This is a genomic window from Pseudomonas sp. VI4.1, assembly GCF_002029345.1.
GTDB lineage: Bacteria > Pseudomonadota > Gammaproteobacteria > Pseudomonadales > Pseudomonadaceae > Aquipseudomonas.
Window position 1 is genome coordinate 1 of sequence record NZ_MULM01000097.1, and the last position, 23,615, is coordinate 23,615.

The 23,615-nt window shown below is 55.0% G+C and carries 24 protein-coding genes and 2 pseudogenes; 9 read left to right on the forward strand and 17 right to left on the reverse strand.

The features are described 5' to 3' along the window. Nucleotides 1–127 precede the first annotated feature (127 nt). The 5 genes and pseudogenes from BZ163_RS36340 to BZ163_RS04690 form a co-directional block, all read right to left on the reverse strand. Nucleotides 128–304, reverse strand: a pseudogene (locus BZ163_RS36340) (glutathione S-transferase); the annotation flags it as partial. Between the two features lie 227 nt (nt 305–531). Beyond that, nucleotides 532–993: a cupin domain-containing protein gene (locus BZ163_RS04675; RefSeq protein ID WP_128869960.1), complete on the reverse strand. Its 462-nt coding sequence runs from the start codon at nt 991–993 to the stop codon at nt 532–534. Nucleotides 994–1,077: 84 nt separating this feature from the next. Then, entirely contained in the window at nt 1,078–1,572 is a 495-nt protein-coding gene (locus BZ163_RS04680) for a RidA family protein (protein WP_128869961.1), read from the reverse strand. Nucleotides 1,573–1,619: 47 nt separating this feature from the next. Further along, nucleotides 1,620–2,900, reverse strand: a complete 1,281-nt coding sequence (locus BZ163_RS04685) for an acetyl-CoA carboxylase biotin carboxylase subunit family protein (RefSeq protein ID WP_128869962.1) — start codon at nt 2,898–2,900, stop codon at nt 1,620–1,622. 42 nt (nt 2,901–2,942) lie between these two features. Continuing rightward, nucleotides 2,943–4,043 carry a hypothetical protein gene (locus BZ163_RS04690; protein ID WP_128869963.1) on the reverse strand — a complete coding sequence of 367 codons (1,101 nt, stop codon included), beginning with the start codon at nt 4,041–4,043 and terminating at the stop codon, nt 2,943–2,945. 149 nt (nt 4,044–4,192) lie between these two features. Between BZ163_RS04690 and BZ163_RS04695 the strand changes: the two genes are divergently transcribed. Then, entirely contained in the window at nt 4,193–5,602 is a 1,410-nt protein-coding gene (locus BZ163_RS04695) for a PLP-dependent aminotransferase family protein (RefSeq protein WP_128869964.1), read from the forward strand. 16 nt (nt 5,603–5,618) lie between these two features. On the opposite strand, the gene BZ163_RS04700 is transcribed toward BZ163_RS04695, so the two are convergent. Then, nucleotides 5,619–6,386, reverse strand: coding sequence for a helix-turn-helix domain-containing protein (locus BZ163_RS04700; RefSeq protein WP_128869965.1), 768 nt, complete (start codon nt 6,384–6,386; stop codon nt 5,619–5,621). Between the two features lie 112 nt (nt 6,387–6,498). Between BZ163_RS04700 and BZ163_RS04705 the strand changes: the two genes are divergently transcribed. The 8 genes from BZ163_RS04705 to BZ163_RS04740 all read left to right on the forward strand — a co-directional run bounded on the left by BZ163_RS04705 (nt 6,499) and on the right by BZ163_RS04740 (nt 13,940). Next, nucleotides 6,499–7,314: a sulfite exporter TauE/SafE family protein gene (locus BZ163_RS04705; protein ID WP_128869966.1), complete on the forward strand. Its 816-nt coding sequence runs from the start codon at nt 6,499–6,501 to the stop codon at nt 7,312–7,314. A gap of 142 nt (nt 7,315–7,456) precedes the next feature. Beyond that, a complete protein-coding gene (locus BZ163_RS04710; protein ID WP_128869967.1) occupies nt 7,457–8,614 on the forward strand; it encodes an acyl-CoA dehydrogenase family protein in 1,158 nt (385 codons plus the stop codon). A 1-nt stretch (nt 8,615) separates the two neighbouring features. Then, nucleotides 8,616–9,767, forward strand: a complete 1,152-nt coding sequence (locus tag BZ163_RS04715; protein ID WP_128869968.1) for an aminoacyl--tRNA ligase-related protein — start codon at nt 8,616–8,618, stop codon at nt 9,765–9,767. Between the two features lie 27 nt (nt 9,768–9,794). Next, nucleotides 9,795–10,046, forward strand: coding sequence for an acyl carrier protein (locus BZ163_RS04720; protein ID WP_128869969.1), 252 nt, complete (start codon nt 9,795–9,797; stop codon nt 10,044–10,046). A 41-nt stretch (nt 10,047–10,087) separates the two neighbouring features. Further along, nucleotides 10,088–10,921 carry a formyltransferase family protein gene (locus BZ163_RS04725; protein WP_168187311.1) on the forward strand — a complete coding sequence of 278 codons (834 nt, stop codon included), beginning with the start codon at nt 10,088–10,090 and terminating at the stop codon, nt 10,919–10,921. Further along, nucleotides 10,911–11,885, forward strand: coding sequence for a hypothetical protein (locus BZ163_RS04730; protein ID WP_128869971.1), 975 nt, complete (start codon nt 10,911–10,913; stop codon nt 11,883–11,885). Before BZ163_RS04725 ends, BZ163_RS04730 begins: the two co-directional genes overlap by 11 nt. After that, nucleotides 11,886–13,154, forward strand: coding sequence for an MFS transporter (locus tag BZ163_RS04735; protein WP_128869972.1), 1,269 nt, complete (start codon nt 11,886–11,888; stop codon nt 13,152–13,154). A gap of 57 nt (nt 13,155–13,211) precedes the next feature. Next, nucleotides 13,212–13,940, forward strand: coding sequence for a 4'-phosphopantetheinyl transferase superfamily protein (locus BZ163_RS04740; RefSeq protein ID WP_128869973.1), 729 nt, complete (start codon nt 13,212–13,214; stop codon nt 13,938–13,940). Nucleotides 13,941–13,987: 47 nt separating this feature from the next. Here BZ163_RS04740 and BZ163_RS35395 read toward each other — a convergent pair whose 3' ends face one another. The 11 genes and pseudogenes from BZ163_RS35395 to moaC form a co-directional block, all read right to left on the reverse strand. Next, on the reverse strand, nt 13,988–14,212 hold the full coding sequence (locus BZ163_RS35395; RefSeq protein ID WP_256578944.1) for a hypothetical protein: 225 nt from the start codon (nt 14,210–14,212) through the stop codon (nt 13,988–13,990). A gap of 393 nt (nt 14,213–14,605) precedes the next feature. Next, on the reverse strand, nt 14,606–15,493 hold the full coding sequence (gene cyoE / locus BZ163_RS04750) for a heme o synthase (protein ID WP_128869974.1): 888 nt from the start codon (nt 15,491–15,493) through the stop codon (nt 14,606–14,608). Nucleotides 15,494–15,504: 11 nt separating this feature from the next. Continuing rightward, a complete protein-coding gene (gene cyoD, locus BZ163_RS04755; protein ID WP_128869975.1) occupies nt 15,505–15,840 on the reverse strand; it encodes a cytochrome o ubiquinol oxidase subunit IV in 336 nt (111 codons plus the stop codon). Then, complete coding sequence (locus BZ163_RS04760) at nt 15,841–16,467, reverse strand: cytochrome o ubiquinol oxidase subunit III (protein WP_128869976.1); 627 nt, start codon at nt 16,465–16,467, stop codon at nt 15,841–15,843. It lies immediately after the preceding gene. Nucleotides 16,468–16,470: 3 nt separating this feature from the next. After that, nucleotides 16,471–18,500: pseudogene (cyoB, locus tag BZ163_RS04765) on the reverse strand (cytochrome o ubiquinol oxidase subunit I). A gap of 3 nt (nt 18,501–18,503) precedes the next feature. Next, nucleotides 18,504–19,451, reverse strand: coding sequence for a ubiquinol oxidase subunit II (gene cyoA / locus BZ163_RS04770; protein ID WP_128869977.1), 948 nt, complete (start codon nt 19,449–19,451; stop codon nt 18,504–18,506). Nucleotides 19,452–20,277: 826 nt separating this feature from the next. After that, nucleotides 20,278–20,787, reverse strand: coding sequence for a disulfide bond formation protein B (locus tag BZ163_RS04780; protein WP_128869978.1), 510 nt, complete (start codon nt 20,785–20,787; stop codon nt 20,278–20,280). Nucleotides 20,788–21,200: 413 nt separating this feature from the next. After that, on the reverse strand, nt 21,201–21,977 hold the full coding sequence (locus BZ163_RS04785; protein ID WP_128869979.1) for an ABC transporter substrate-binding protein: 777 nt from the start codon (nt 21,975–21,977) through the stop codon (nt 21,201–21,203). A 321-nt stretch (nt 21,978–22,298) separates the two neighbouring features. Further along, complete coding sequence (gene moaE, locus BZ163_RS04790) at nt 22,299–22,751, reverse strand: molybdopterin synthase catalytic subunit MoaE (protein WP_128869980.1); 453 nt, start codon at nt 22,749–22,751, stop codon at nt 22,299–22,301. 3 nt (nt 22,752–22,754) lie between these two features. Then, on the reverse strand, nt 22,755–22,997 hold the full coding sequence (locus tag BZ163_RS04795) for a MoaD/ThiS family protein (protein WP_128869981.1): 243 nt from the start codon (nt 22,995–22,997) through the stop codon (nt 22,755–22,757). Further along, nucleotides 22,994–23,467, reverse strand: a complete 474-nt coding sequence (gene moaC / locus BZ163_RS04800; RefSeq protein WP_064679623.1) for a cyclic pyranopterin monophosphate synthase MoaC — start codon at nt 23,465–23,467, stop codon at nt 22,994–22,996. Before moaC ends, BZ163_RS04795 begins: the two co-directional genes overlap by 4 nt. Nucleotides 23,468–23,615: the final 148 nt, after the last annotated feature.

A 23,615-nucleotide genomic window follows, 5' to 3' on the forward strand; every position in this document is an offset into this window, starting at 1 on the left:
CACCCGACCTCGTCAGACATTGGGCTGGAAATTCCCTGTTGAAGTGTTGACGGATCATCTGCAACTGCTGGCAACCAATCGGCTCAACATTATCAACTGACTGTTGCACTTGGAACCTGAGGCCGCCAATCTTACAGGTCAGCGATACATCACGATAACTCGCTTGATAGTTAACACGCGCCTTTAAATCCAGCATAACAAGTTCAAACGGAAGTTGTTTTTCTTTTAGCGCCACAAATGCCGACATTGCGAAAGCACTGACAAAATCTGCGCCGAGATACAATGTAAAACTGGTACTTTCCATAGAACGCTCCCTTGCATTAACCGTATTAATCCGTTGCCTTGGAAGCGATCCTAGTTAGTTGATCGGGCGCTGAACAGATACAGAAATTATCTGTTTGCATCGATACAGACAGTGAAAAAAGCAGCTCGCCAGGAGGGTTAAGGTGGTGGGTCGCAGAAACGAAAAAGGGAGTCAGCGAACGCGGACTCCCTGGTGTGCAGCGGGGGGAAATAACGGCGGGCGGGTGATCAGGCCATGGCTGAACTGGAGAGCAGCTCCATTTGCGGCATGTTGCTCAAGTTCAGCATGGCCAGCGGTTCGGTGGTGCCGGTGTTGACGAAGCCGTGCCGGGTCCAGGCCGGCACCAGCAACACGTCGCCCGGGCTGACGCTGACTTCATCGGCATCGCCCAAGGTCAACGCGCCGCTGCCGGACTGAATGATGAACAGATGCCACCAGGCATGTACGTGGCCGTTCAGCGCCGTGCCGGGTTTCAACCATTGCATGGACACCGCCATGCCTGGCGTCAACTTGCAACCTTCGATAGTTTTTTCATGGGCCAGCGCGACAATATCGACTTCGCTGGTCTCGAGACGCTGGCGAACCTCTGCAAGTTCATCCGCCGTCCATACCCGAGCACCGAGCGGCGGCTGATGCAAACTCTGGCGAAAGTCTTTATATGAAAAAAACGCACCTTGAACGTTATTCATCCGTGAGTTCCAACTTGTTGGGTCAACTTGAATGGCCGAACCTTAGGCCAACCATTCAACGCTGTAAAGCCGCATGACCCACTTTTATAAAACCGAGGGTCTCAGCGCTGCGATCATGTCAACTTCTACCGCGGCATTTTTTGGCAGTTGATAAACACCCACGGTCGTTCGAGTATGTTTACCCGCCTCCCCCAGGACATGGCTGAATACATCCGACGCACCGTTGGCCACTTCGCTCAGGTCGACAAAATCCGCGGTGGATTTCACATAGACCGTTATCCGTATCAGCGACTTGATTTTATCCAGCGAACCAATGGCATCGACGATCAGCGCCAGCCCGCGCATCGCGCTGATACTGGCGGCCGATTGCGCATCCGTCAGGCTGAGCTCCAGCCCGACTCTGCCGGGATACTGCATTTCTCCGTGCATGCGCGGCACCAGGCCACTGACGTACAGCTCGTCATGATGCCGAACCAGCGGAGCATAATGCCCACCGGCGGTGTTCTCGCCATAGATGTCGTAGCCGAGTTCTTTTGCCAGGGCGATGAAACGTTCATCACAGCTCATGTGCTCAATCATTTACCAACCCTCATGCTCAATAATGCGAACAACATCGTGCCGACGGCTCAGCCCACTGCTCTCGACGGCGCTGCCAGGCAGGTGACCTCGACGCGTGACTCGATCGCTTCTGCCAGACGCAGCAGATTCGCACTGAGCTGCCCGTAGTCCTCGCTGAACAACACGATGTGGCCGATGAAGGAGGTGTTGTCTTTCACCAATGCCGTCACCGAATCCGTGAGGCGCTTGGCGTACACCGCTTCCACCAGCTTGATATCGAGTTCCCGGGCCAGCGACTCGATGTCCGGCACGTAGCGCAACAGACCGCCGGCCGGGGCGCGGAGCAGACGAATACCGCAAAAGCCCCGCGCGACGGGGTCGTGATGGTCGGTCTTGCCCTCCACCGCCCATCGAACCCAGCGCTCCCAGGGATCGAAGTCGACAAAGGCCAGGCGGGCCAGGTCCCAGATGTGCATGCCGCCAGGGCGCATGTTGGTTTCCACCGCCGAGGTCAGGCCGTCGCTGCGCAGGAAAATTTCGTTGTGGTAAGCGCCGTTGTCCAGCGAAACCAGGCCGGACATATGCTGGCCGGCTGCTGCCAGGCGCGCCTGCACCTCAGTCGTCAAGGGTGCGGGCACCACTTGCTGGATTTCCGCGCGATAGGCACCTTCGGTGGTAGTTTTTTCGGTCACCCAGGTGCTGCCGGCCACGTAGTCCCAGCTGTATTCCCGGGCGTTCTGGATCAGTTCTTCGAGGACGATGCCGCCTTCGCGGTAGGGCTTGAGCGCCAGCCACGCCTCATCGCATTCGGACGGATGACGGATGACCCGGCAGCCTCTGCTCGCGCCTTCGCAAGCAGGCTTGATGAAGGCTCGGCCGCCGAGTTCGACGACCCGCTGGCGCAACTCGCCCAGGCTTTCGATCCGGGCGGAAAACACCGCTCGGTAATGATCTGGCGACGTGCGCGCCGTCGCTTCCAGTTGGCGAAAAATCTGTTTATCCAGCCCCGCCCGCGCCGCGCCGGGGGTGATGCCGGGCAAGCCGTAATAGGTCGCCAGCGCCGCGCCCAGCAGCACGCCACGATCGGAAAAGGGCAGCACCCCGATCAACTTCCAGCGGTCTGCCGCCAGGCAACCCGCCACCAGTTCGAGCGAGTCCGCCACATCGTCCGGCGCCAGGGAGGTGCAACACACGTGATCCGCCACCTGATCGTCATCTGGCTGAATCTGCTCGACCAGCAAAATCAACCGGGCGTTATAGCGCTTTCGGCAAAGGTCGCGCAGCTTCTGGATATCGTGAACCCGATTGCCGTTGTACCCGACCACTACCACGCAAGACGTCGTATTCATGAAGCACCCGACCTGTGAAGAAAAAACGCAAAACGCGATCACTCAGTCCTGCAGCGACGCATTGGATTTACGGTTGAGCCAGTACCAGGCCAGCATCCCGCCCGCGCCGATGGCGGCCAGCATCAGGGCGTTGTACGGCGCCGGCACGACCCGCATGATCAGCACCGTCAGCCCGGCGCCGACGCCCAGGGATACTTCCTTGACGAACATGTTGTTCTGCTTGACCGAGAAGTAATCGAGGTAGCTGAACGCACATTCGGCGACGGACAGCAGCGCCACCCAGATCAACGCGCCAACCAGGGTCTCGACGTGGAAGGCGGCCGGTGACGAGAGCACCGCAAAGCCGCCGATGATGATCCCGATCACCGCGATCACCTTGAAGCGCCCGGTGCGCTCGATCAGCTTCATCACCGGCACCTGGGCGAACACCACCACTGCGCTGTTGAGGATCAGCATCAGGCCATACCAGGCCGGCAACTCACCGGTCTCGAGCAGGATCGCCTGGGGCAGGATCGAGAACACGCCGAACAGCTTGATCCCCATGATGATCCCGGCGATCACCCACGGCAGTTTGTTGCGCCAGCCACTGCCATCGTGGGCAGCCGGGCTGGCCGCCACCGTTTGGGTGGTGAAGGTGGCGCCCATGGCGATCGGCAGGCACAGCAGGACGAAACTCGCGGCGCCAAGGAAAAACATGGTCGGGGTCAGCAGCGGCGACAGCAGGATCATCCCTGCCAGCAGGCTGCCCATGTTCATGGCGACCCGGTTGTAGGCTGCACCTTCCTTGGTCTGGGCCGCTTCGCTCTTGATCAGGTAACCGGCGATGGCGATGCCATAGGCAAACAACGCCGCGGCGAACATCACCATGCCCTGGTTGCTGGTCACCGCCAACAGCACCAGCCCGAGGGCGGCGCACAACAGCGTGACGCTCAGGGAGCGCCGGCCGAGCACCAGCAACGTCAGGGGCAGGAGCAACAACAAGGCCCGATAACCGAGGGCGAGAATGCTGTTGGTGGCAGTGTCGAGCCACACGTTGGCCTTGCCCAGCACGGCAAACAGCGACACCGCGGTGATGATCCTGATCGTGAACAGGCGGATGTTGATCACCGGTTTGGCGACGGCGACCGTTGTTTGAACACTCATGCAACACCTCTGGAACCAGCGATCGCCAAGGCCAAAAGGCACCGACAATCCGGAAAGTCTGTAAGGTGATGGTAGAGACGAAGGCTTGTTCTGATCAGGGCAAGTTCGTATAGAATCAAACGAACTTTACTGTCGGAGAGACCAGTAAAATGCAGGTTCAACGCGCAGTCATCGCCGCCATCGAATTCCAGCCCGGCGCGCCGCTGGTGCAGCAGATCGTCGATCAGCTGACCGCTGCGATCAGCCAGGGCGGCCTGCCCCACGGCTCCAGGCTGCCGCCGATTCGCGAACTCTCCGATTTGATGAACGTCGGCAAGTCCACGGTGGTCGATGCCCTGGACCGCCTGCGGGCCAAGGGACTGGTGGTGTCACGCCAGGGTTCGGGGCATTTCGTGCACCGTTCCAGCCTGCCGATCCAGGCCGATGCCGGCCCCGACCTGCAACCTCAAGACACCCTCAGCGTGGTTCGCCGCGCGGTGCTGCTGGACAATGGCGCGCTGCGCCCCGGCGCCGGTTTCCTGCCATCCTCGTGGCTGCCGGCCGACGAGTTGCTTAAAGCCGTGCGCGGCACCCTGCGCGCAACCTCCCTGCGCATGGGCGAATACGGCGTTGCCGGCGGTTACCTGCCACTGCGCGAGGCGTTGCGGGTGAAGCTGTCGACCCACGGCATCGAAGTGCCGGTAGACCAGATCATCACCACGGCCAACACCGTGCAAGCCATCGACATGCTGATGCGCCTGCTGGTCAAACCCGGCGATACAGTGCTGCTCGACGACCCCTGTTACTTCACCATGCACGCCAACCTGGCCTTGCACGGAGCCAAGGTCATCACCATCCCCCGGGATTGTGACGGCATGGACCTGGAGGCCTTCGAGCAATTGCTGATCGCCCATCGTCCCGTGCTCTACATGACCAACAACGCCCTGCATAACCCGACCGGGCACTCGTTCTCTCCGGCACAGGTTTATCGCTTGCTGGAGTTGAGCCACCGTTACGGTTTCCACATCCTTGAAGACGATTTGTATTGCGACATGCAGCAACGCATGACGCCACGCCTGGCCGCGGGCGGGCTGGACAACGTCAGTTACGTGTCTGGCTTCTCCAAGACCCTGACGGCCAACAGTCGGGTCAGCTATGCGGTGCTTTCGCCCCAACTGGCCGCACGGATGATCACCCTGAAAATGACCTGCGGTGGCATGACGTCGGAATTGGCGGAACAGATTATCTGCACGATGCTCAGCGATGGCAGTTATGCCAAACACACCCGGCGCACCGTGGACCGGCTCTACGAGTCGAGCAGTCGGGTGACGCGCTGGCTGCTGGAGGCCGGTTGCTCGGTGTCATCGCTGCCCCATGAAGGGTTGTTTATCTGGACACGATTGCCGGAAGGGCATCATGCCGAAACCCTGGCGAGGAAAGGCCTGGAGATCGATCTGGTGCTGGCGCCCGGCACGTTGCTCAGTAAGGCGCCGGATGCGAGCCACTACCTGCGCTTCAACGTCGCTCACAGCGATAACACCCAGGTGCGCGAGCGGTTCTTGCGATTGCTCGACAGCTGACACCCCCCTGTCGAGGCTAGAAATTGTCCAGATAGGCTGTTGGGGCTTGCCCCAATATCCTACGAAACATTGTTGAAAACGCAGCAGGGCTTTCATACCCAAAATCAAGGGCTATCCGTGTAATGGATGCTCCGGCGGACAACCTTGCCAATGCAAGGACAACGCAGGCACGCTGACGCCACTGACCGAAGCTCATCGTAGTCTGCTCGCGGAACAGACGGCTGAACGAGCGCTCACTCATATATAGGTCACGCGCCCAGTCTTGGGGCGATTGATGAATGTCGGGCATCTGAAGAAATGCCTGGCACCGGGACAATAAACGCGGATCAATCGGCAGCGGGATATGAAAAGGTAATTCTGTGGCCCGGGCCAATTCATGTAACAAAAGACTCATCAACGCGCCATCCCGGCCCTGTTCTTCATATTCAAGCGGTACGTCTACGGACTCCATCAGCAACTGGCGCATCAACGGAGAGACGCTGATGACTTGGCAGTCGGTTCTGGTTGAAGGAATGGAAGCGGGCTCAATATAGAGGCTTCTGGTACTCACCCCAAAGTACAGCACCTCATGCGCAACCTGCGGCGGGATCCACACTGCACGCTGGGGTGGAACGATCCAGTTGCCACCCTTTGTCACGACCTTCATTACCCCTTTGGCGCCATAGAGGAGCTGTGCGCGCCGATGGGTATGGCTGGGATGCAAAAATCCATCGGGATAGTCGGATCCGATGGCAACAACGGAGCGAGGGGTAGCATCCAGCACGTGGATCGGAATGTTTCGCATGGGATGTCTTATCGGAAAGTGGCTGAAACTCAAACATAGTTGGCTCAAATGCTCAAGCCGCTCGCAATCGAGTGACCTATCTTACGCCGCGATTCTTATTGGATTAAGCGTAATGAGCTATATTTTGCTGGGTTTTTTTGGTTGTTTTGCAGGCGTCACCACCGTTTTATTCGGATTTGGGGGCGGTTTTGTAATAGTGCCTGTCCTCTATCGGGTTTTGTTAGCCATGCATGGTGCCGATGACATCATCGCCCAGTCAGCAATGCATATTGCTGTGGCTACCTCTACCTGCGTCATGATTGTAAATGCATCCATTAGTACAAGAAAACATGCGCGTTCCGGCACTCTATTAATGCCTTATCTGTGGCCTCTTGCCGGCTACATTGGTCTCGGGGCAATTGCCGGAGCTATTACCGCGCAGCTGTTCAATAGCGAAATGTTACGCATGGCGTTCGTAGTATATTTAGCGATCACTATTGTTGATTGTCTGTTCCGCCGTGGCTTCATTGAGCAAATAGCAAACAACCAACCCAAAGAGCTGAGCAAACTCGCCACGATACCGGGCGGCATGGGCATTGGAGCCATTGCAACTGTCCTCGGGGTCGGCGGCAGTGTCATGACGGTTCCCTTGCTTCGGCGCTGCGGCTTGAGCATGACTCAGGCCACCTCAATGGCCAATCCTCTTAGTCTACCGGTAGCGCTGGCAGGAACAGTGACATACGTACTGGTAGCGGAAGTTGGAGGTTACGACTTTGGAGCCGGATACCTCGGTTATGTCGATCTTCTCGCGTTTGGTATATTAACGCTGGGGGCTGTGTTTGGCATCCGGCTGGCGACCCCATTGATCGGGAAGACGCCGGATCGCATTCACGCGATTGTGTATATAAGTCTCCTCGTGCTTGTCCTGTTGAGCATGGTATTTAAGTAATGTAATTCCACGCTCCGAACATTTAACGTCGAGCACAGCACTTGCTCGCAAAATTCACGTGCGCGACAAACACGAAACATCAAATTTTCGATGGACTTCCAAGTCTGGGGATCCACGCACATCATTGAAAAAGGCATAGAGCATGAGCCGCATCAGACCTCAGATTTCACATCTGCTGGATCAACTACAACAGTTGAACATCGCCCACCTTCCTATTAAAGAACGGATTGAAAAACTGGTCGAACTAAAAATCCATTCGCTCCCGGTTATTTTTCACAATATGACGGCAGCAGAGTACATGGCTGTGATTGCGAATCTGGCGCAATTGGATGCATCGTCTGCCCTGAGCCTGTCCATGCATCTTTATACGTTATGGGGCATCGCCACACGCCAGGGAGAAACGTTCTCCAGCGTCCTCGACGATGTATCAACTCATGGTCATTTGATGGGCTCGTTAAACGAGCCGGGGTTGTATTTTTTGACACCTGGTCAGTTGAACATAGAAACGTACCCCATCAGGGCCAGAAAAGTCGAAGGCGGGTATCGAGTAACGGGGTTAAAGAAATTTGTATCGCTGGAGCCTTTTGTTTCTTACCTGCCAGTGTACTGCATGGTCGAAAACTACTCGGGGAACGACCTTGGTGTCATTGCGTTGATGTTAAGCAAAAATGGCGAGGGCGTTTCAGTTGTTGAGGACTGGAACAGCGTTGCCATGCAGGATACTCACAGCAACAGTGTAAAATTTGATAACGCATTTTGTCCTGATGCGTTTGTAATCTGTGACGAGAACACCCCTATATCTACGCTGGCGATCCAAGGCTACCTGTTCCGTTTTAACGTGTGCTGCGTGTATCTCGGCATCTCGCGTCAAGTACTCGACTTGGCAATCAATACCGCCAGCACAAAACGCCCACCCAACGGAAGCAATGTCCTGGCGAAGTACCCCGGCGTGCAGTTTTCAATTGCTGAAATGCTGATTTCAATGGAAGTCATGGAGTCGCAGATGCGCTCCTTCTGCTCCGTGCTGGATGATTTTCTGGCCAGCAAGGAGGATGTAGATTTAAACGTCAACAGAATCAGTCTCATTGCCAAGGAAGTCATCGCCCGCGAGTCAGAGCTGTTAGTTTCAAGCGCCATGAAAATAACCGGAATCAACAGCCTGTCAAATGAAAATCCGTTATCGAGTATCTTCAAGGATATAAAAGCTGCGCAATTTCATCCACCACAACGCGATGTAACGTATGAAATTCTGGCCAAAGAAAAACTCGGCGTAATATCTTACAAACAACGGTGGATGTAAAATGAATATGTTTGCAAAGCAGATTTCAAGCAGCGACTTGAACCAAATAAAAGCGGCACTACCCGCCAAAATAATGAACGGGCGACTGAGTGAGTTGCTGGAGCGCATTCCGTACATCAGCGAATCGGTGAAATGTGTTAAATACCTCGAACGTGAGCACGCCACACTAATCGATATTGACACTCAAGATTTGGCAGAGCGGGACAAGATCAACGTTGATCTGGACGAACTCATCGACGCTTTGCTGGTTTCGAAAATATCTGCTCAAAAAACATTAAAAGTCCATGCGCGCCCGAATGGCGAATCCAAGGCCAAATACCCTGACAACTCCGCAGACTATTACGATGGAAATGATGTACGCCTGATGGAGGCCATAGACAGGTTACTGCTTGAAGTAGCGGTTCGTCACGGTGCCCAGGTGCGGGAATATGCATCGATTTATACAGCTGACATAATGGAAAGAAATGGCTACCATAAAAATTTCCCGCAGAATGTTTATGGTGTCACGCAAATACCCCATAACTACACCCTGATTAAAGAAATTCGCGAATCCCAGTCATCGACCATTCCTGCTAATTTATTTCAGAATCATGGCGCCTTCTTACAGCCATGTGTTTGCTACCACTGTTACGCAGAAACCCAGCAAACCGTGCAATCGGAAATCATGTTTACGTTGAAGGGGCGATGCTTTCGACATGAGATTCAGTGGCGACTCAACACCTTCCGTCGCAACGAATTCACCATGCGTGAAATAGTGTTCATGGGCAGCCAAGCGTACGTGGAAAGCAAGCGACTGGGCTTCATGGATGAAATCTGGGACCTTTTTTGCTCGCTTGGTCTTTATGGTCAGGTCGTGACCGCTCGCGATCCCTTTTTTCATTATGACGACATGAAAACCAAAGGCGCGGTGCAATTAATGGCGGACGCAAAGTACGAACTGGAATTCATTTCTGCCAACGGCAACGCGAGTTCCATAGCGTCGTTCAACAATTGCCAGGATACGTTATGTGAAAAGTTTGAAGTCACCAATGATGAAAAAAACTTTTTGCATTCTGGCTGTGTAGCTTTCGGAATTGATCGATGGCGTGCAGCTTTGCATGAACAGTATGGTCCTGATAATCGTAACTGGCCTGAAAAACTAAAAAATGCGTAACGGAATCTAAAAAAGGAACATTGTGCTATGGACTTTATTCAAGAAACCGTATTTCGGGTCATCGGGAACGTTATAGGTTCTGCGCTGACGGTCGATATGGATTCATCCCTATCCGAAATGCGGGTCAACTCTATAAAAATCATCCAAATCATTGCCATGCTGGAGAACGAACTCAACTTCGAACTCGACGAGGAGGATTTGATCATGAGCAATTTTGCTACACCTCGGCAAACAATCAACTTGCTTCGCGAAAAATACGGCTCGGTAGAATTAGCATGACTTGTCGCATCGCCTACATATGTGGGATACAGGGATTGTCATTGGTCCCTCTCTTACAGGGCATTACTGAGCCTGAAGACCTGATGGTTTTTGCCTCGCAATCTGCCTGTAAAGAATGGGAGGGTGACGCCCAACATATAGAGCCTGTTGAGTCCGCCGAGAGGTTAAGAGCGGCCTTGGTGACTTTCCAACCTGACATGATTCTTGTAATGACTTACCTTTCGAAATTAGATGCATCACTTTCGGAATTAAGCAAGTACGGCATGATTAACATCCACCCTTCCCTGTTACCTGAATATCGCGGAGGAGCACCGATTTTTTATGCTCTGAAAAATGGCGAAGAACACGTAGGCGTGACTTATCATTTCATGACCGAGGTGTTTGACCAAGGCGATATCATTGAACAAGCATCCATAAAAGTAACTCCCACGGACTGTGCCAGTTCGGTGTGGTTAAAGGTGATAAAGAAGATATTCGCTGGCCTGCCCCATGTTATCGAAAATCGAAGCCAGTGGAATTCAATGGCAAGAAAGCAGGATGAAAACGTTGCCACTACGATAGGATTTCCTTCATTGGGGGAACGGAGTTTAAGCAAACTAAAAACCGTATCGGAGAACCTTAGTATCATCAGAGCGTGTGGCCGAGCTACGGGTGCACGGTTATCCCTGGAAGGCAATATAATTTTTGTCACCGAAGCAAGCGTGGCGCCGGCAAACGCCACATTGAATGAAAGCCCAGAGACCTGGATAGATAATGAAAGTACGCTTCTATTCAAGGTGCTTGACGGCTGGCTGGAAATCAACGCAGCGAAGCTCGACGGAATAAAAATATCTTCGTGGAGGTTTTTGATGGAAGCATTAGCCCATGGCGCTTAATCAGAAAACATTGGACATCGAAAGCCAGCCATTCCCCTATGACACTGAACATTATGACAGGCGTTTTCTGGATTGTTGGCGAAGACAAGCCGTCGTATTTCTGGACAAGTGTGGCGCTGACGTCGATCTGCTATTTTATAATTCACTTGCTTCGACAGACCGTATTTTTGAAGACCATATCCTGAATCACAAACCCAAGTATGCTTTTTTGACGCCCTCAATAGATAACGAGGGACTGTCTTTGACAGGCTGGCAACAAAACCTGAAGACGTACGAAACGTTCGAGGCGGCGGGCGACGATCTAACTGAGCACTTTGAGAAGGTTCCATTCGCCATCGTCATGGGCAGTGTATTTTATTTACCACATTGCCCTGAATACCACATGGAACATCTTAACCACTCGATTGTGCTATCCGGACAACGCGCACACTCCGTTTGGGAGGTGATTGATGATGACCCCTCCTCTATATTGAGAACGTATCGCTACGATAAAAGCTACATCGAGAGGTATTTCAACAACAATGGCGCACGCCTGATCAGATATTTCAATCCGGTCAAGATCGACACCACTGAGAGCGGACGTGACGCCGCCATTAAAAAGTGCGCAACTTACTTATCTTCAATGGAGGATAGTTACAAACTGCTTACGGAAATAGAATGGATTGCGAACAACCCATACGAATCGGTTAGCATTCGCGCAAAAAAAATACATGAGGCATTTTCAATATACTCCGGGTCGCGAAGTTTGTTTTCAAGATTTGCCGAACGTGTCTTGGGGGATCAAGTCGCTGCTTCCCACTTAAATGACATCGCTGCTGAGGCAATGGTCATAAAATACGCCATGGCCAAGGCTGAAATCACACGCCGCATAAATGTCGGATCAATCGTATCGAGATGCGAAAAGCTGGCAGTTCATGAACGCCGCACCCTTTCGCTGTTAAGAAAAAACCTGGGATGTTCTTAAATGGCTTTAGACATAAAACTGGAAACGGACGAGTTAAGTTACAGAAAGCTTCTTGGTCAACCGAACTTCACAAGATTTTTTCTAAGCCAGGTACTGGTGAGCGTTGGCGACGGTTTTTTTGGAGTGCTGGTAACATTTTTAGCGCTGACGATGGGAGCGTCAGCAAGTACGTTGGGTATCGTCGCGTTTTGTGTGACCTTTCCAAGAGGTATCTTGGGCATTTTGGGCGGTGCGGTTGCCGACCAATATGATCGCAGAAAGCTGATGGTATTTTGTGATGTAGTCCGTGGGTCAGGTGTACTGATTCTAGCGTTGCTTGTGTTCATGAATACTCTGGACATCTTCTTTCTTACGCTCATTGGCGCCGTTGTGACATCCACCTATGCTCTGTCGAAACCGGCAAGCAAAGCCTATGTTCCTAGCATTGTGGAAAAGAAAGAGTTAATACTCGCTAATGGACTGGTGCAAAGTGTGCTTTGGCCTTGTTTTTTTCTGGGAGCTGGTTTAGTAGGTTTTACAGGCGCGCTAAACGTAGCGCCGGCCAACGCCCTGATTGTCTGTGCGTTAATATTCTTTTTTTCGCAAATAGCCCTGACGAGCATCAAGGGGCACGTGACGCGCACTGCCGCTCGAACTGCATTTTCCATGCTGCAACAGTTACGCGGTGGCTGGGAAGAGTTACTCACGCATCGAGCGTTAATGGTAAGAATCACCAGCTATTTTCTTTACACAGTGTCCTGGCGCGGCACCCTGCAAATAGCGCTTCCTCTGTATGCAGTCAATACACTGAATCAACCTGCTACATTTTATAGCAGCCTGATGGTAGCTTGTGGGATCGGCGAGCTTATTAGCTCTTTGATTATTGGAAAATTACGGATCTCGAATAATTTGAGACTGGCGTTCTGCGGAGAAATAATTCTTGCTCTGGCACTTATCATTCTCGTCGTGAATTCTTTTACAGGCATGCCTGCCTTAGTACTGGCGCTTATTGCCAGCCTGTTGATAGGGCTCTCAGCTACTGTCATTGACATCCCCCTGATCACAGCCATTCAGCACGACATAGACGATGACAAATCCGGAAAAATATTTAGTTACTGGAGCGCGCTAGGTGCACTAGGAGGAAGCGTAGGCACCTTGATAGTCAGTGGACTCATCTATTTGATTGGTCTTCAAAATGCAATTATTTTCATGACGGCCTGGCTGACGCTCTCAGCAGTGGTCGCTTATGGAATTTCTTATACCAAGGTGCGCGGTGAGGGAAAGCAATAAACTCAAGCTTCCAGCGCGCGAACTACCGCTCATTGGCATCAACCACTAAACACCTCTATGCCTGACCTGAATGTATTCGTAGTAGCCGCCCCCACTTTCAAGCTCAAGCACTGCGGCTTGCCCTCGTATTTGGAATCGCTCTTGTCAGATGATGAGTTGCTTCGTGCCCATGGCATCAAAGACGGAACAAGCAAAACGGAATTCATACTGGGAAGAGCCCTCCTTCGCAGTGTGATATCCAGTTTACTCAACTCGGTGCCGCGGCATTTACCTATTCTTATCGAACAAAATGGCAGGCCCTATTTAGATGGGCACAGCCTGCAATTCAGCTTGAGTCATGCTTGTGGGTACGTCTGTGTTGCAGCGTCAAGGAACAGCAGGGTTGGCGTCGATATCGAAGGCGAGGGCCTATTGGAAAGGAGCGGCGTTTTGAACAATTATCTTCGCAAGACATTCCTTGACGACGAGGGCTCCTGCCTGACCTTAGCCGATTCCGATATCGTAGGCCATTGGTGCATGTGCGAAGCCTATGCCAAGTGTTCAGGCCAGGACATGCTTACCTCAATGCGTTCTCAAGAGTTACGTAAACTGATCCGGCAGACACCAAGGTCTAGTTGGCATGTCGGTTCGAGTCACTCAATATGCCTGACGTCCGTTGCTAATGGCCAAATACCGCTCGCCCTGTGTGTGGATGCACTTCCAATGCCTTTCAGCGTTGTTGAAATTGACCTATCCGATGAGTTGTTCTTGAGCAAGCTACATCAGGAGTTGCACCAGACGGCGTAATATTTCTTCACCGTCCCACGGAACGAAAATGTGTCCCTCGCCGCACGCTATTTGTCCCACCAGGCTTTAGAAATAAAAAAACCGCCCATCTTTCGAAGGGCGGTTTTTCGATCCGATACCCGCAGATCAGAAACGCAGGCAAAGCGAGTAATTCGTTCGAGCAGATACCCTGCGCGTCTAACCTCCACTTCATCGGAGCGGCGGCTCAGAAATGCTGTTACTTCGCTTTCAAGATTCGAATTCGAGTACCAAACAGCTTTGGCCGCGCTCACAAGCGCAGCTTCATCTGCCTGATTTAAAGGGTTTTGACCAGTGTGTCCAAGGCGGTTGAGAGGACGTGGCCGCTAAGGGGCTTCGTCATCTGAGCTCTCCAGAGTTGCTAACGTCCCGAGGTTAGAGAGGTGATTTCTGACCGACAACCTGAAAGCCTCGTGGGAAATTTCTGCTGTTTACCTGCCCATTGATTGCCGTCTGTCAGACCGCCTTCGCGAGCAAGCTTGCTCCTACAGAAGTTCAGCGCCGTACTCAGAATGAGGGGCTGACCCCGATCTGCTGTAGGAGCAAGCTTGCTCGCGAAGGCGGCAACCCGGCCCACCAGAAAACCGCCAATAAAAAACCCCGCACTTCTCTCGAAGGCGGGGTTTTTCTTTTACAGCATCCGACGCTTAAGGCGCGTAAGTCAGCAACAACTCACTCGGCACCTGGAAGTCCAGCGACATCATCACGCTCAACGCGGTAATGGTGAAGATCGAGAACACGAACAGCTTGCGTGCCCAGACCGTGTCATCCACTGCCTTGTAGCCGGTCCAGGCCATGTACAACCAGTACATGCCCATGGCCGCGGCGACGGCGAGGTAGCTCATGCCGGCGTAACCGCTGAAGGTCAGCATCAAGGTCGCCACGAGGAACGCCAGGATGTAGAGCAGGATGTGCTTCTTCGCCACTTCAATCCCGCGCTTCACCGGCAGCACCGGGATCGATGCGGCCAGGTAATCGTTGAAGCGGAAGATCGCAATGGCGTAGGAATGCGGCATCTGCCACAGGCTGAACATCACCAGCAGCGTCAGGGCGGCCATGTCGAAGCTGTTGGTCACAGCGACGTAGCCAATCACCGGCGGCATCGCCCCCGACAGACTGCCCACCAGCGTGCCGTGGACCGACTTGCGCTTGAGGTACAGGCTGTAGAAGCCGACGTAGATGACGAAGCCGATTACCGCGAACAAAGCGGCCAAGGGGTTGGCCACCTTGTACAACAGTGCAACGCCGAAAACACCCAGGACGGTCGCAAAGGCCAGGGCCAGTTTCAGGGAGATCAAGCCCTGGACCAGCGCCCGGTTCTTGGTGCGTTCCATCTTCAGGTCGATGTCGCGGTCGATGCAGTTGTTGAACACGCAACCGGAAGCCACTACCAGGGACGTGCCGATCATCGCAGCCAGGAAGATGGCCAGATCGACATGCCCTTTGGAGGCCAGGAAAAATCCGCCTGCCACTGAAAGCACGTTACCGAAAATGATCCCCGGCTTGGTGATTTGGATAAAGTGCTTCAAGGACATCCGGACTTACCTCAGTGCGCCATCATGTTGGTGTGGATGCTGAACATGATCCACAGCGACAGGCCTACCAACAGGACGATTACCAATGCTGCGAAAACAAACGCGATCACGTTGTTACGCTGGGCGGCGGAGCGGTCCAGGTGGAGGAAGTACACCAGGTGCACCAGCACCTGGATGACTGCGAAAGCCAGCACGATCCACAGGGTCATGGCTTTCGGCAGCGACGGGTACATCACCAGGCCGAAAGGAATGACGGTCAGGATCACCGACAGGATGAAGCCGATCGCGTAGGACTTGACGCTGCCGTGGCTGGCGTCATGGGCGTCATGGGCGTGTGCGTTAGCCATTTACATAGTCCCCATCAGATAAACAACGGTGAATACGCAGATCCACACCACGTCCAGGAAGTGCCAGAACAGGCTCAGGCAGCTCAGACGGGTCTTGTTGGTGGCCGTCAGGCCGTTTTTCTGCACCTGGTACATCATGATCGCCATCCAGATCAGACCGCTGGTCACGTGCAGACCGTGGGTGCCGACCAGGGTGAAGAACCCGGACAGGAAGCCGGAACGACTAGGGCCGAAGCCTTCGGAGATCAGCAGGTGGAACTCGTTGATCTCCATGGCGATAAAGCCGGCGCCCAACAGGAAGGTCATGCCCAGCCAAGCCAGCACCTGATTCTTCTTGCCCTTGAACAACGCCAGCATGGCGAAGCCGTAGGTGATCGAACTGAACAACAGCAGAGCGGTTTCGCCCAGCACGTATGGCAGCTCGAAAATGTCGGCGCCCGACGGGCCGCCCGCTACGTTGTTAACCAGTACCGCGTACACCGCGAAGATCGACGCAAACAGAATGCAGTCGGTCATCAGGTAGAGCCAGAAACCGAATACGGTCATCTCGCCCGAGTCGTGGTGATGGTCATCATGCCCATGTCCATCGACATGGGTGTGTCCAGCATTGGTCACTAAGTTCGACATGGTTTAAGCCTGTTCCAACGAGGTTTCAACACGGGTGGCGGTGGCTGGGACTTTCCCGGCCGCTACCAGACGTTTGTGCTGCTCGGCTTCGATGCGCTCGATGACATCCACCGGCACCATGTAGCCCTGATCGTCGCGGGCGGCATGGATGGTGAAATACACCACGGTGCCAACCAGACCGACGATGGCCAGCCACCAGATGTGCCAGATCATCGCGAAACCGAACACGGTCAACAGCGCGCCCATGACCACACCGGTCGCGGTGTTGTTAGGCATGTGGATCGGCTCGTACTTGGCCGGAGCCTTGTACGCGGTGCCGTCTTCCTTGGCCTCGGTGAACGGGTCGATGCAGTCGGCTTTCGGCAGCACGGCAAAGTTGTAGAACGGTGGTGGCGACGAGGTCGACCATTCCAGGGTATGGGCATTCCACGGGTCACCGTGTTCGCACATGTTCTCTGGCTTGTTGCGGTCACGCACACTGACGTAGAGCTGGATCAGCTGGCAGGCGATACCGACGGCGATCATCACCGCACCGAACATGGCAACGTACAGGTACGGTACCCACTCAGGGTTGGTGGTGGCGTTCAGACGACGGGTCATGCCCATGAAGCCCAGAACATAGAGCGGCATGAACGCGACGAAGAAGCCGGTGATCCAGAACCAGAATGCAGCCTTGCCCCAGCCTTCGTGCAGCTTGAAGCCGAACGCTTTCGGGAAGTAGAACGCAAAGCCTGCGATGTAGCCGAATACCGCGCCGCCGATGATCACGTTATGGAAGTGCGCGATCACGAACAGGCTGTTGTGCAGCACGAAGTCAGCACCCGGGATGGCCAGCAGTACGCCGGTCATGCCGCCGATGGCGAAGGTCACCATGAAGCCCAGGGTCCACAGCACCTGGCTGGTGAAACGCAGGCGGCCCTGGTAGATGGTGAACAGCCAGTTGAATAGCTTCACCCCCGTCGGGATCGAAATCAGCATCGTCGCCAGACCGAAGAAGGCGTTGACGCTGGCACCCGACCCCATGGTGAAGAAGTGGTGCAGCCAGACCATGAAGCCCAGGATCGAGATTGCGCCCGACGCGTAGACCATCGAGTGGTGGCCGAACAGTTTCTTGCCGGTGAAGGTCGAGATGACTTCCGAGAAAATGCCGAACGCCGGCAGGATCAGGATGTACACCTCAGGGTGACCCCAAGCCCAGAACAGGTTGACGTACATCATTGGATTGCCACCAAGTTCATTGGTGAAAATGTGGAAATCCATGTAACGGTCAAGCGTCAGCAGCGCCAGGGTAGCGGTCAGGATCGGGAACGAGGCCACGATCAGGACGTTGGCCCAGGTGCAGGTCCAGGTGAAGATCGGCATGTCCATCAGCTTCATGCCAGGGGTACGCATTTTCAGCACGGTGGCCAGGAAGTTGACCCCCGTCAGCGTCGTACCCAACCCGGATAGCTGGAGCGCCCAGATGTAGTAATCCATCCCCACGCCCGGACTGTATTGCAGCCCCGACAGCGGCGGATAGGCAACCCAACCGGTCTTGGCGAATTCGCCGACGCCCAGGGACAGGTTGATCAGCACCACGCCGGACACCAGCAGCCAGAAGCTCAGGGAGTTCAGGAACGGGTACGCAACGTCACGCGCGCCGATCTGCAGCGGCACTGCCAGGTTCATCAGGCCGGTGAAGAATGGCATCGCCATGAAGATGATCATGATCACACCGTGGGCGGTGAAGATCTGGTCATAGTGTTCAGGCGGCAGGTAGCCAGGCGAACCCTCGGTGGCCATGGCCAACTGGGTACGCATCATGATGGCGTCGGCAAAACCGCGCAGCAGCATGACCATGGCGACGATGATGTACATCACGCCGATTTTCTTGTGGTCGACGACGTCAGCCACTCGGTCCACAGGTAGGTCCACTTCTTGAAGTAGGTGATTGCAGCGAACAGCGCCAGACCACCGAGCGCGATCATGGCGATGGTTATCATCACGATCGGTTCATGGAACGGGACCGCTTCCCAACTTAATTTACCAAACATCGTTTACTCCTCTGCCCCGGCAGCTGAATGCGAACTCATGTCCATCCCTTCCATGTTGTGGGCCACTTCTTTCTCTTTCTTCTCGTGGTGCATCGGCTTGCCCGGATTCATGCCTTCGTACTTGTCGACGATGATCTGGAACAGGTTCGGCGTGACCGAGGAGTAGAGTTCGACTGGGTTGTTCTGGCTTGGCTTGGAAAGGGCTTCGTATTCAGCTTTTTCCAGCTGTTTAGGTGCCTTTTTGACTTCGCTTACCCAGGCGTCGAAATTTTCCTGAGAAGTTGAGATCGCTTTGAATTTCATGCCGGTGAAACCTGCGCCGCTGTAGTTGGCGGAGATGCCTTCCATTTCAGCGTCACGGTTGGCAATCAGGTGCAACTTGGTCTGCATGCCGGCCATCGCGTAGATCTGGCCGCCCAGGCCCGGAATGAAGAACGAGTTCATTACCGAGTCCGACGTCACCTTGAAGTTGACCGGGGTATTCGTCGGGAACACGATCTTGTTGACCGTGGCGATGCCCTGCTCCGGGTAGATGAACACCCACTTCCAGTCCAGCGCGACCACTTCAATGGTGATCGGCTTGACGTCGGATTCCAGCGGCTTGTAAGGGTCCAGAGCGTGGGTCGACACGTAGGTGACGTAACCCAGGGCAATGATGATCAGCACTGGAACAGCCCACACCGCGATCTCGATCTTGGTGGAGTGCGACCACTTCGGCGTGTACACCGCGTCAGTGTTGGTCGCGCGGTATTTCCAGGCGAACAGGAAGGTCATGACGATGACCGGGACCACGACCAACAGCATCAGCAACGTTGCGGTGATGATCAGGTTGCGCTGCTCCAGGCCAACCTGGCCTGTTGGATTGAGCAAGGTCATGTTGCAGCCTGACAGCAGCAACGCGCCGATCAGCGGCAATAAGCCTAGTAGTCTGGGGTACCTGTTTTTACTCATCTCACGACCTCTAAAGCAGCTTGCGCAATGCAGTTGGGTTTTGATCGCCAACACTTCACCCTGCCAAGGGTTGGCATTTTTCTTGGATTGAATAAGGGCTGCCCGTCGCGCGTCAGACGCTGCTCGACAAATCCTGGGACAGCGGTGAGTTCTTATTCGAATTCGTGGTCAAAGGCCTTGTTACAGACCAATTCCATTTGGTGCGGATAGTGGAAGGCACCGACACCTGGGAGTCGCATGAAGCCATCCGGCCTCTCGACGCCCTATTCCTGCTCGTGCACCTGTGTAAGGGTGAGCAGTGCCGGGAATTCAGTGCGGGCGATTGTAGTGACGTAGCGATTCATAAACCATGTCTCATCCCGAAATAATTTTTATCCATTTCAGCAACAATCATTCACGAATTTCGCAAAAGTCCGGCATGTTATCGAAATTTATTCGCAACAAAAACACCAAAAATAGTAGGTCTACCGCGCTCAGTTCAGACAGTATCGAAGGCTCTACGTCGTCCTTCGACCCGCCCCTAACCCCTATGCGACAAGGGCTCCGGCAATTCGCCGAGCCCTGTTAAAACTGCCTGTTCGGGCGTTTCAAGGTCGCAGCCGCCGGCTGTTGAAAAACCGGCTTTTTGTTTCGTAGACTGGCGCGAATTCACGGCCTGGAAATGTCCTGCGACACTTGCGCTGTGACAACATGTCGCACACATGCCGCCGCCCGACTTGTCGCGCATCAAGGTCTTTTCGCCTGCCCTCTGCCATGCAAAACGCCCCGGCGCTCTTGACGAGGACCGGGGCGTTTTTGGCTTTTTACGCAGTAGGCGCAGCAGGGCTTAGCGCAACCCTCTGCGGTTACGCGAAGTGAGCAGCGGCACAAGAATGACCACCAGTACAAAGGCGACCAGCGCCCATTGGGCGAGGGACAGGCCAAGAATCGGCGGGTACGGCGTCGAGCAGAAGCCGTCGACCTGGAAGCCCAGCGGGAAGAGCTTCGCCAGCGGCAAACCGTCGACAATCGGTTGCAGCACATCGATGCCGCAGCTGACGGTCGGATAGAACTGGGTGTAGACGTGATGCCCGGCCACCCCGACGCCCGCCAGGGCGCTGATCACCACCAGGGTTTCGAACACCGTGATGCTGCGGCGGGTGCGCATGGCCGCGCCGATGAAGGCGAAGATCGCAATCAGCAGCAAGGCGTAGCGTTGCAGGATGCACAGCGGGCACGGCGCCTCGCCCAGGACGATTTGCATGTACAGCGCGCCGCCGATCAGCGCCAGGCAGATGGCGCCCAGTAACACCAGATAGCGCCGTTCCCGGCCCAACCGCATTGTTTCCTCGCTCATTGCGTTTCCCTTCTGAATATCGATTGCCCAAAGTCTACACGCTGGCCCCGACCTTTGAGAGTCTGGCGCGCACGGGTGGGTATCGGGGAATAGACGACAGGCCGGTTAAGCAGGGATTAAAATTTCGGTGATGTCCTGAATTTTGAATAAGCCAAAGGCCTCTTTGCCGGAACGCCGCCCGGAGCCGGCTCACGCATTTTCTATTGGCTGTGTGTGCGTCGCAGCCCCCATGTAGGAGCTGGCTTGCCAGCGAAAGCGGTCTGTCAGTCACCACTTCTATCGACTGTGCCGCCGTCTTCGCCAGCAAGCCGGCTCCTACACGGAATCCGCGTCGTTCAGCAACTTGGCGTTCCCTGAAGATCCCCTGTAGGAGCTGGCTTGTCGGATCGCCGCACCGCAGCGAAGGCGGTCTATCAGTCGCCGTAGATATCAGACTTGAAGTACTTCTCGGAAATCTTCTGGTATTCACCACTGGCGCGAATACCGTCGATGGCCGTGTTCAGTTGGGTGACCAATTCGGCGTTGCCTTTGCGCACCGCAATCCCGGCGCCCTCGCCCACGTATTTCGGATCCTTGAGCTCCGGCCCGACAAACGCATAGCCTTTGCCACGGGGCATCGTCAGGAAGTCATTCAGCGGAATGGTGTCGGCAAAAATCGCGTCGAGGCGACCGGCCGCCAGGTCCATGTAGATCTCTTCGTTGTTGCTGTAACGCTTGACGTTGACGCCTTTGGGCTCAAACACCTCGGTGGCGTAACGATCGGTGGTGGTTGCGCGTTGCACGCCGATTGTCTTGCCTTTGAGGCTGGCGTACTGGTCATCCACCACCGCCCCTTCCTTCATCACCAGGCGCGATGAGGTGAAGTAGTACTTGTGGGTGAAATCCACCGACTTCTTGCGGTCTTCGTTGATGGTCATGGACGACAGCGCCATGTCGATCTTCTTCACCTTCAAGGAAGGAATCAGGCCATCGAACTCGCCTTCGACCCACTGGCACTTGACCTGCATCTGCGCGCACAGGGCATTGCCGATGTCATAGTCGAAACCGACGATCTTGCCTTCGGCGTTTTTCGATGCGAACGGTGGATAGGCCGCCTCGATACCGATGCGCAGGGTTTTCTCGGCGGCAAACAGCGTGCTGCACGCCAACAGGCTCAGGGCCAGACCGGTGATGAGGGGGAATTTCTTCATGTTCGTTCTCTCGCGGGTTGTTGTTGGTTTGGCAAGACAGAAGAAAGAGCAGAAACGGGGGGGAGGCCTTTTTTGTACTTATAAATCCATACTGGACTTTTATGTATTAGGCGTCAATTGGGGGGAGTAAAGATGTGCCGGCCGGTGGTCGGGAGGTGGTCGGGAGGTGGGTCAGGCGGAAATCGGGTGTTGCGGATGGCCTCTTCGCTGGCAAGCCAGCTCCTACAGGTCAGGGTGTCAATCGCATGATAGGTGGTGCACGACACAAAACCTGTAGGAGCTGGCTTGCCAGCGAAGGCGTACTGGAAAGCGCCACAGAACTTACTGCTTCCAGCGATCCGCCGCCGCATGATCACTGTCACGCCCTTCCACCCAACGCGCGCCATCGCTGGTGTGTTCCTTCTTCCAGAACGGCGCGCGGGTTTTCAGGTAGTCCATGACAAAGGCGCAGGCGTCGAATGCCGCCTGGCGGTGGGCGCTGGCGGCGCCGACGAAGACGATCGGCTCGCCCGGTTCCAGGGCGCCGATACGATGCAGCACTTCCAGCTTGAGCAACGGCCAGCGCTGCTGCGCCTCAACCGCGATCTTGCCGAGGGCTTTTTCGGTCATGCCGGGGTAGTGCTCCAGAAACATCCCGGCCACATCCAGCCCCTCATTGAAGTCGCGCACGTAGCCGACAAAACTCACCACCGCACCGACGCCGACATTGGCGGCATGCATGGCGTTGACTTCAGCACCCGGATCGAACGCCGTGGACTGCACGCGAATCGCCATGACTCAGCCTCCGGTTACCGTCGGGAAAAACGCCACTTCGTCGCCATCGCTCACCGGCTCGTCGAGCTGGCACAGGTCTTCGTTGCGCGCGCACATCAGGTTCTGCTCGCTCAGCACTTCGGCACCGTCACGCTGGACCAGCAGTGCGCGCACGTCATCAACGGTGGCGAAGTCGCCTTCAACCCTCACCGAGTCGACGCCCAGTGCTTCTCTATAACGAGCGAAAAACTTCACGGTGACGTTCATGGCTGATCCGCCTGGAAATGGCCGCTCTTGCCGCCGAGTTTCTCCAGCAAACGTACGCTTTCGATGGTCATGCCGCGATCCACGGCCTTGCACATGTCATAGATCGTCAGCGCCGCGACACTGGCGGCGGTCAAGGCTTCCATCTCGACGCCGGTCTGCCCGGACAACTTGCAGCGCGCGACGATGCGCACCGTATCGTCGCCTTCGGCACTGAGTTCGACCTTGACGCCGGTGAGCAGCAACGGATGACACAGGGGGATCAGATCGCTGGTTTTCTTCGCCGCCTGAATGCCGGCGATGCGCGCCACGGCAAATACATCACCCTTGGGATGACCGCCGCTGACGATCATTTGCAGGGTGTCGGGCAGCATGCGCACCAGCGCCTGGGCCGTGGCTTCGCGGAACGTCACGGCTTTTTCGGTGACGTCGACCATGTTGGCGCGACCTTGGGAATCGAGATGAGTCAGCACAGGGATACTCCTGATCAGGAGTCCCGATTGTAAACCTGTGGGTCAGATTTCCGCACCTTTGATTATCAGAGTCACCACCCCCCCTGTGGGAGCGGGCTTGCTCGCGAATGCGGTGTGTCAGTCGCCACAGATAGAGACTGTCACCCCG

Coding starts and splice junctions, on each gene's coding strand:
- BZ163_RS04715 (WP_128869968.1), top strand. CDS start 8,616: ATGAATATGTTTGCAAAGCAGATTTCAAGCAGCGACTTGAACCAAATA.
- cyoD (WP_128869975.1), bottom strand. CDS start 15,840: ATGGCTAACGCACACGCCCATGACGCCCATGACGCCAGCCACGGCAGC.
- cyoE (WP_128869974.1), bottom strand. CDS start 15,493: ATGTCCTTGAAGCACTTTATCCAAATCACCAAGCCGGGGATCATTTTC.
- BZ163_RS04730 (WP_128869971.1), top strand. CDS start 10,911: ATGGCGCTTAATCAGAAAACATTGGACATCGAAAGCCAGCCATTCCCC.
- BZ163_RS04785 (WP_128869979.1), bottom strand. CDS start 21,977: ATGAAGAAATTCCCCCTCATCACCGGTCTGGCCCTGAGCCTGTTGGCG.
- BZ163_RS04760 (WP_128869976.1), bottom strand. CDS start 16,467: ATGTCGAACTTAGTGACCAATGCTGGACACACCCATGTCGATGGACAT.
- BZ163_RS04680 (WP_128869961.1), bottom strand. CDS start 1,572: ATGATTGAGCACATGAGCTGTGATGAACGTTTCATCGCCCTGGCAAAA.
- BZ163_RS04690 (WP_128869963.1), bottom strand. CDS start 4,043: ATGAGTGTTCAAACAACGGTCGCCGTCGCCAAACCGGTGATCAACATC.
- BZ163_RS04685 (WP_128869962.1), bottom strand. CDS start 2,900: ATGAATACGACGTCTTGCGTGGTAGTGGTCGGGTACAACGGCAATCGG.
- BZ163_RS04705 (WP_128869966.1), top strand. CDS start 6,499: ATGAGCTATATTTTGCTGGGTTTTTTTGGTTGTTTTGCAGGCGTCACC.
- moaE (WP_128869980.1), bottom strand. CDS start 22,751: ATGGCGATTCGCGTGCAGTCCACGGCGTTCGATCCGGGTGCTGAAGTC.
- BZ163_RS04675 (WP_128869960.1), bottom strand. CDS start 993: ATGAATAACGTTCAAGGTGCGTTTTTTTCATATAAAGACTTTCGCCAG.
- BZ163_RS04700 (WP_128869965.1), bottom strand. CDS start 6,386: ATGCGAAACATTCCGATCCACGTGCTGGATGCTACCCCTCGCTCCGTT.
- BZ163_RS04780 (WP_128869978.1), bottom strand. CDS start 20,787: ATGAGCGAGGAAACAATGCGGTTGGGCCGGGAACGGCGCTATCTGGTG.
- BZ163_RS04795 (WP_128869981.1), bottom strand. CDS start 22,997: ATGAACGTCACCGTGAAGTTTTTCGCTCGTTATAGAGAAGCACTGGGC.
- BZ163_RS04720 (WP_128869969.1), top strand. CDS start 9,795: ATGGACTTTATTCAAGAAACCGTATTTCGGGTCATCGGGAACGTTATA.
- cyoA (WP_128869977.1), bottom strand. CDS start 19,451: ATGAGTAAAAACAGGTACCCCAGACTACTAGGCTTATTGCCGCTGATC.
- BZ163_RS04710 (WP_128869967.1), top strand. CDS start 7,457: ATGAGCCGCATCAGACCTCAGATTTCACATCTGCTGGATCAACTACAA.
- BZ163_RS04695 (WP_128869964.1), top strand. CDS start 4,193: ATGCAGGTTCAACGCGCAGTCATCGCCGCCATCGAATTCCAGCCCGGC.
- BZ163_RS04740 (WP_128869973.1), top strand. CDS start 13,212: ATGCCTGACCTGAATGTATTCGTAGTAGCCGCCCCCACTTTCAAGCTC.
- BZ163_RS04735 (WP_128869972.1), top strand. CDS start 11,886: ATGGCTTTAGACATAAAACTGGAAACGGACGAGTTAAGTTACAGAAAG.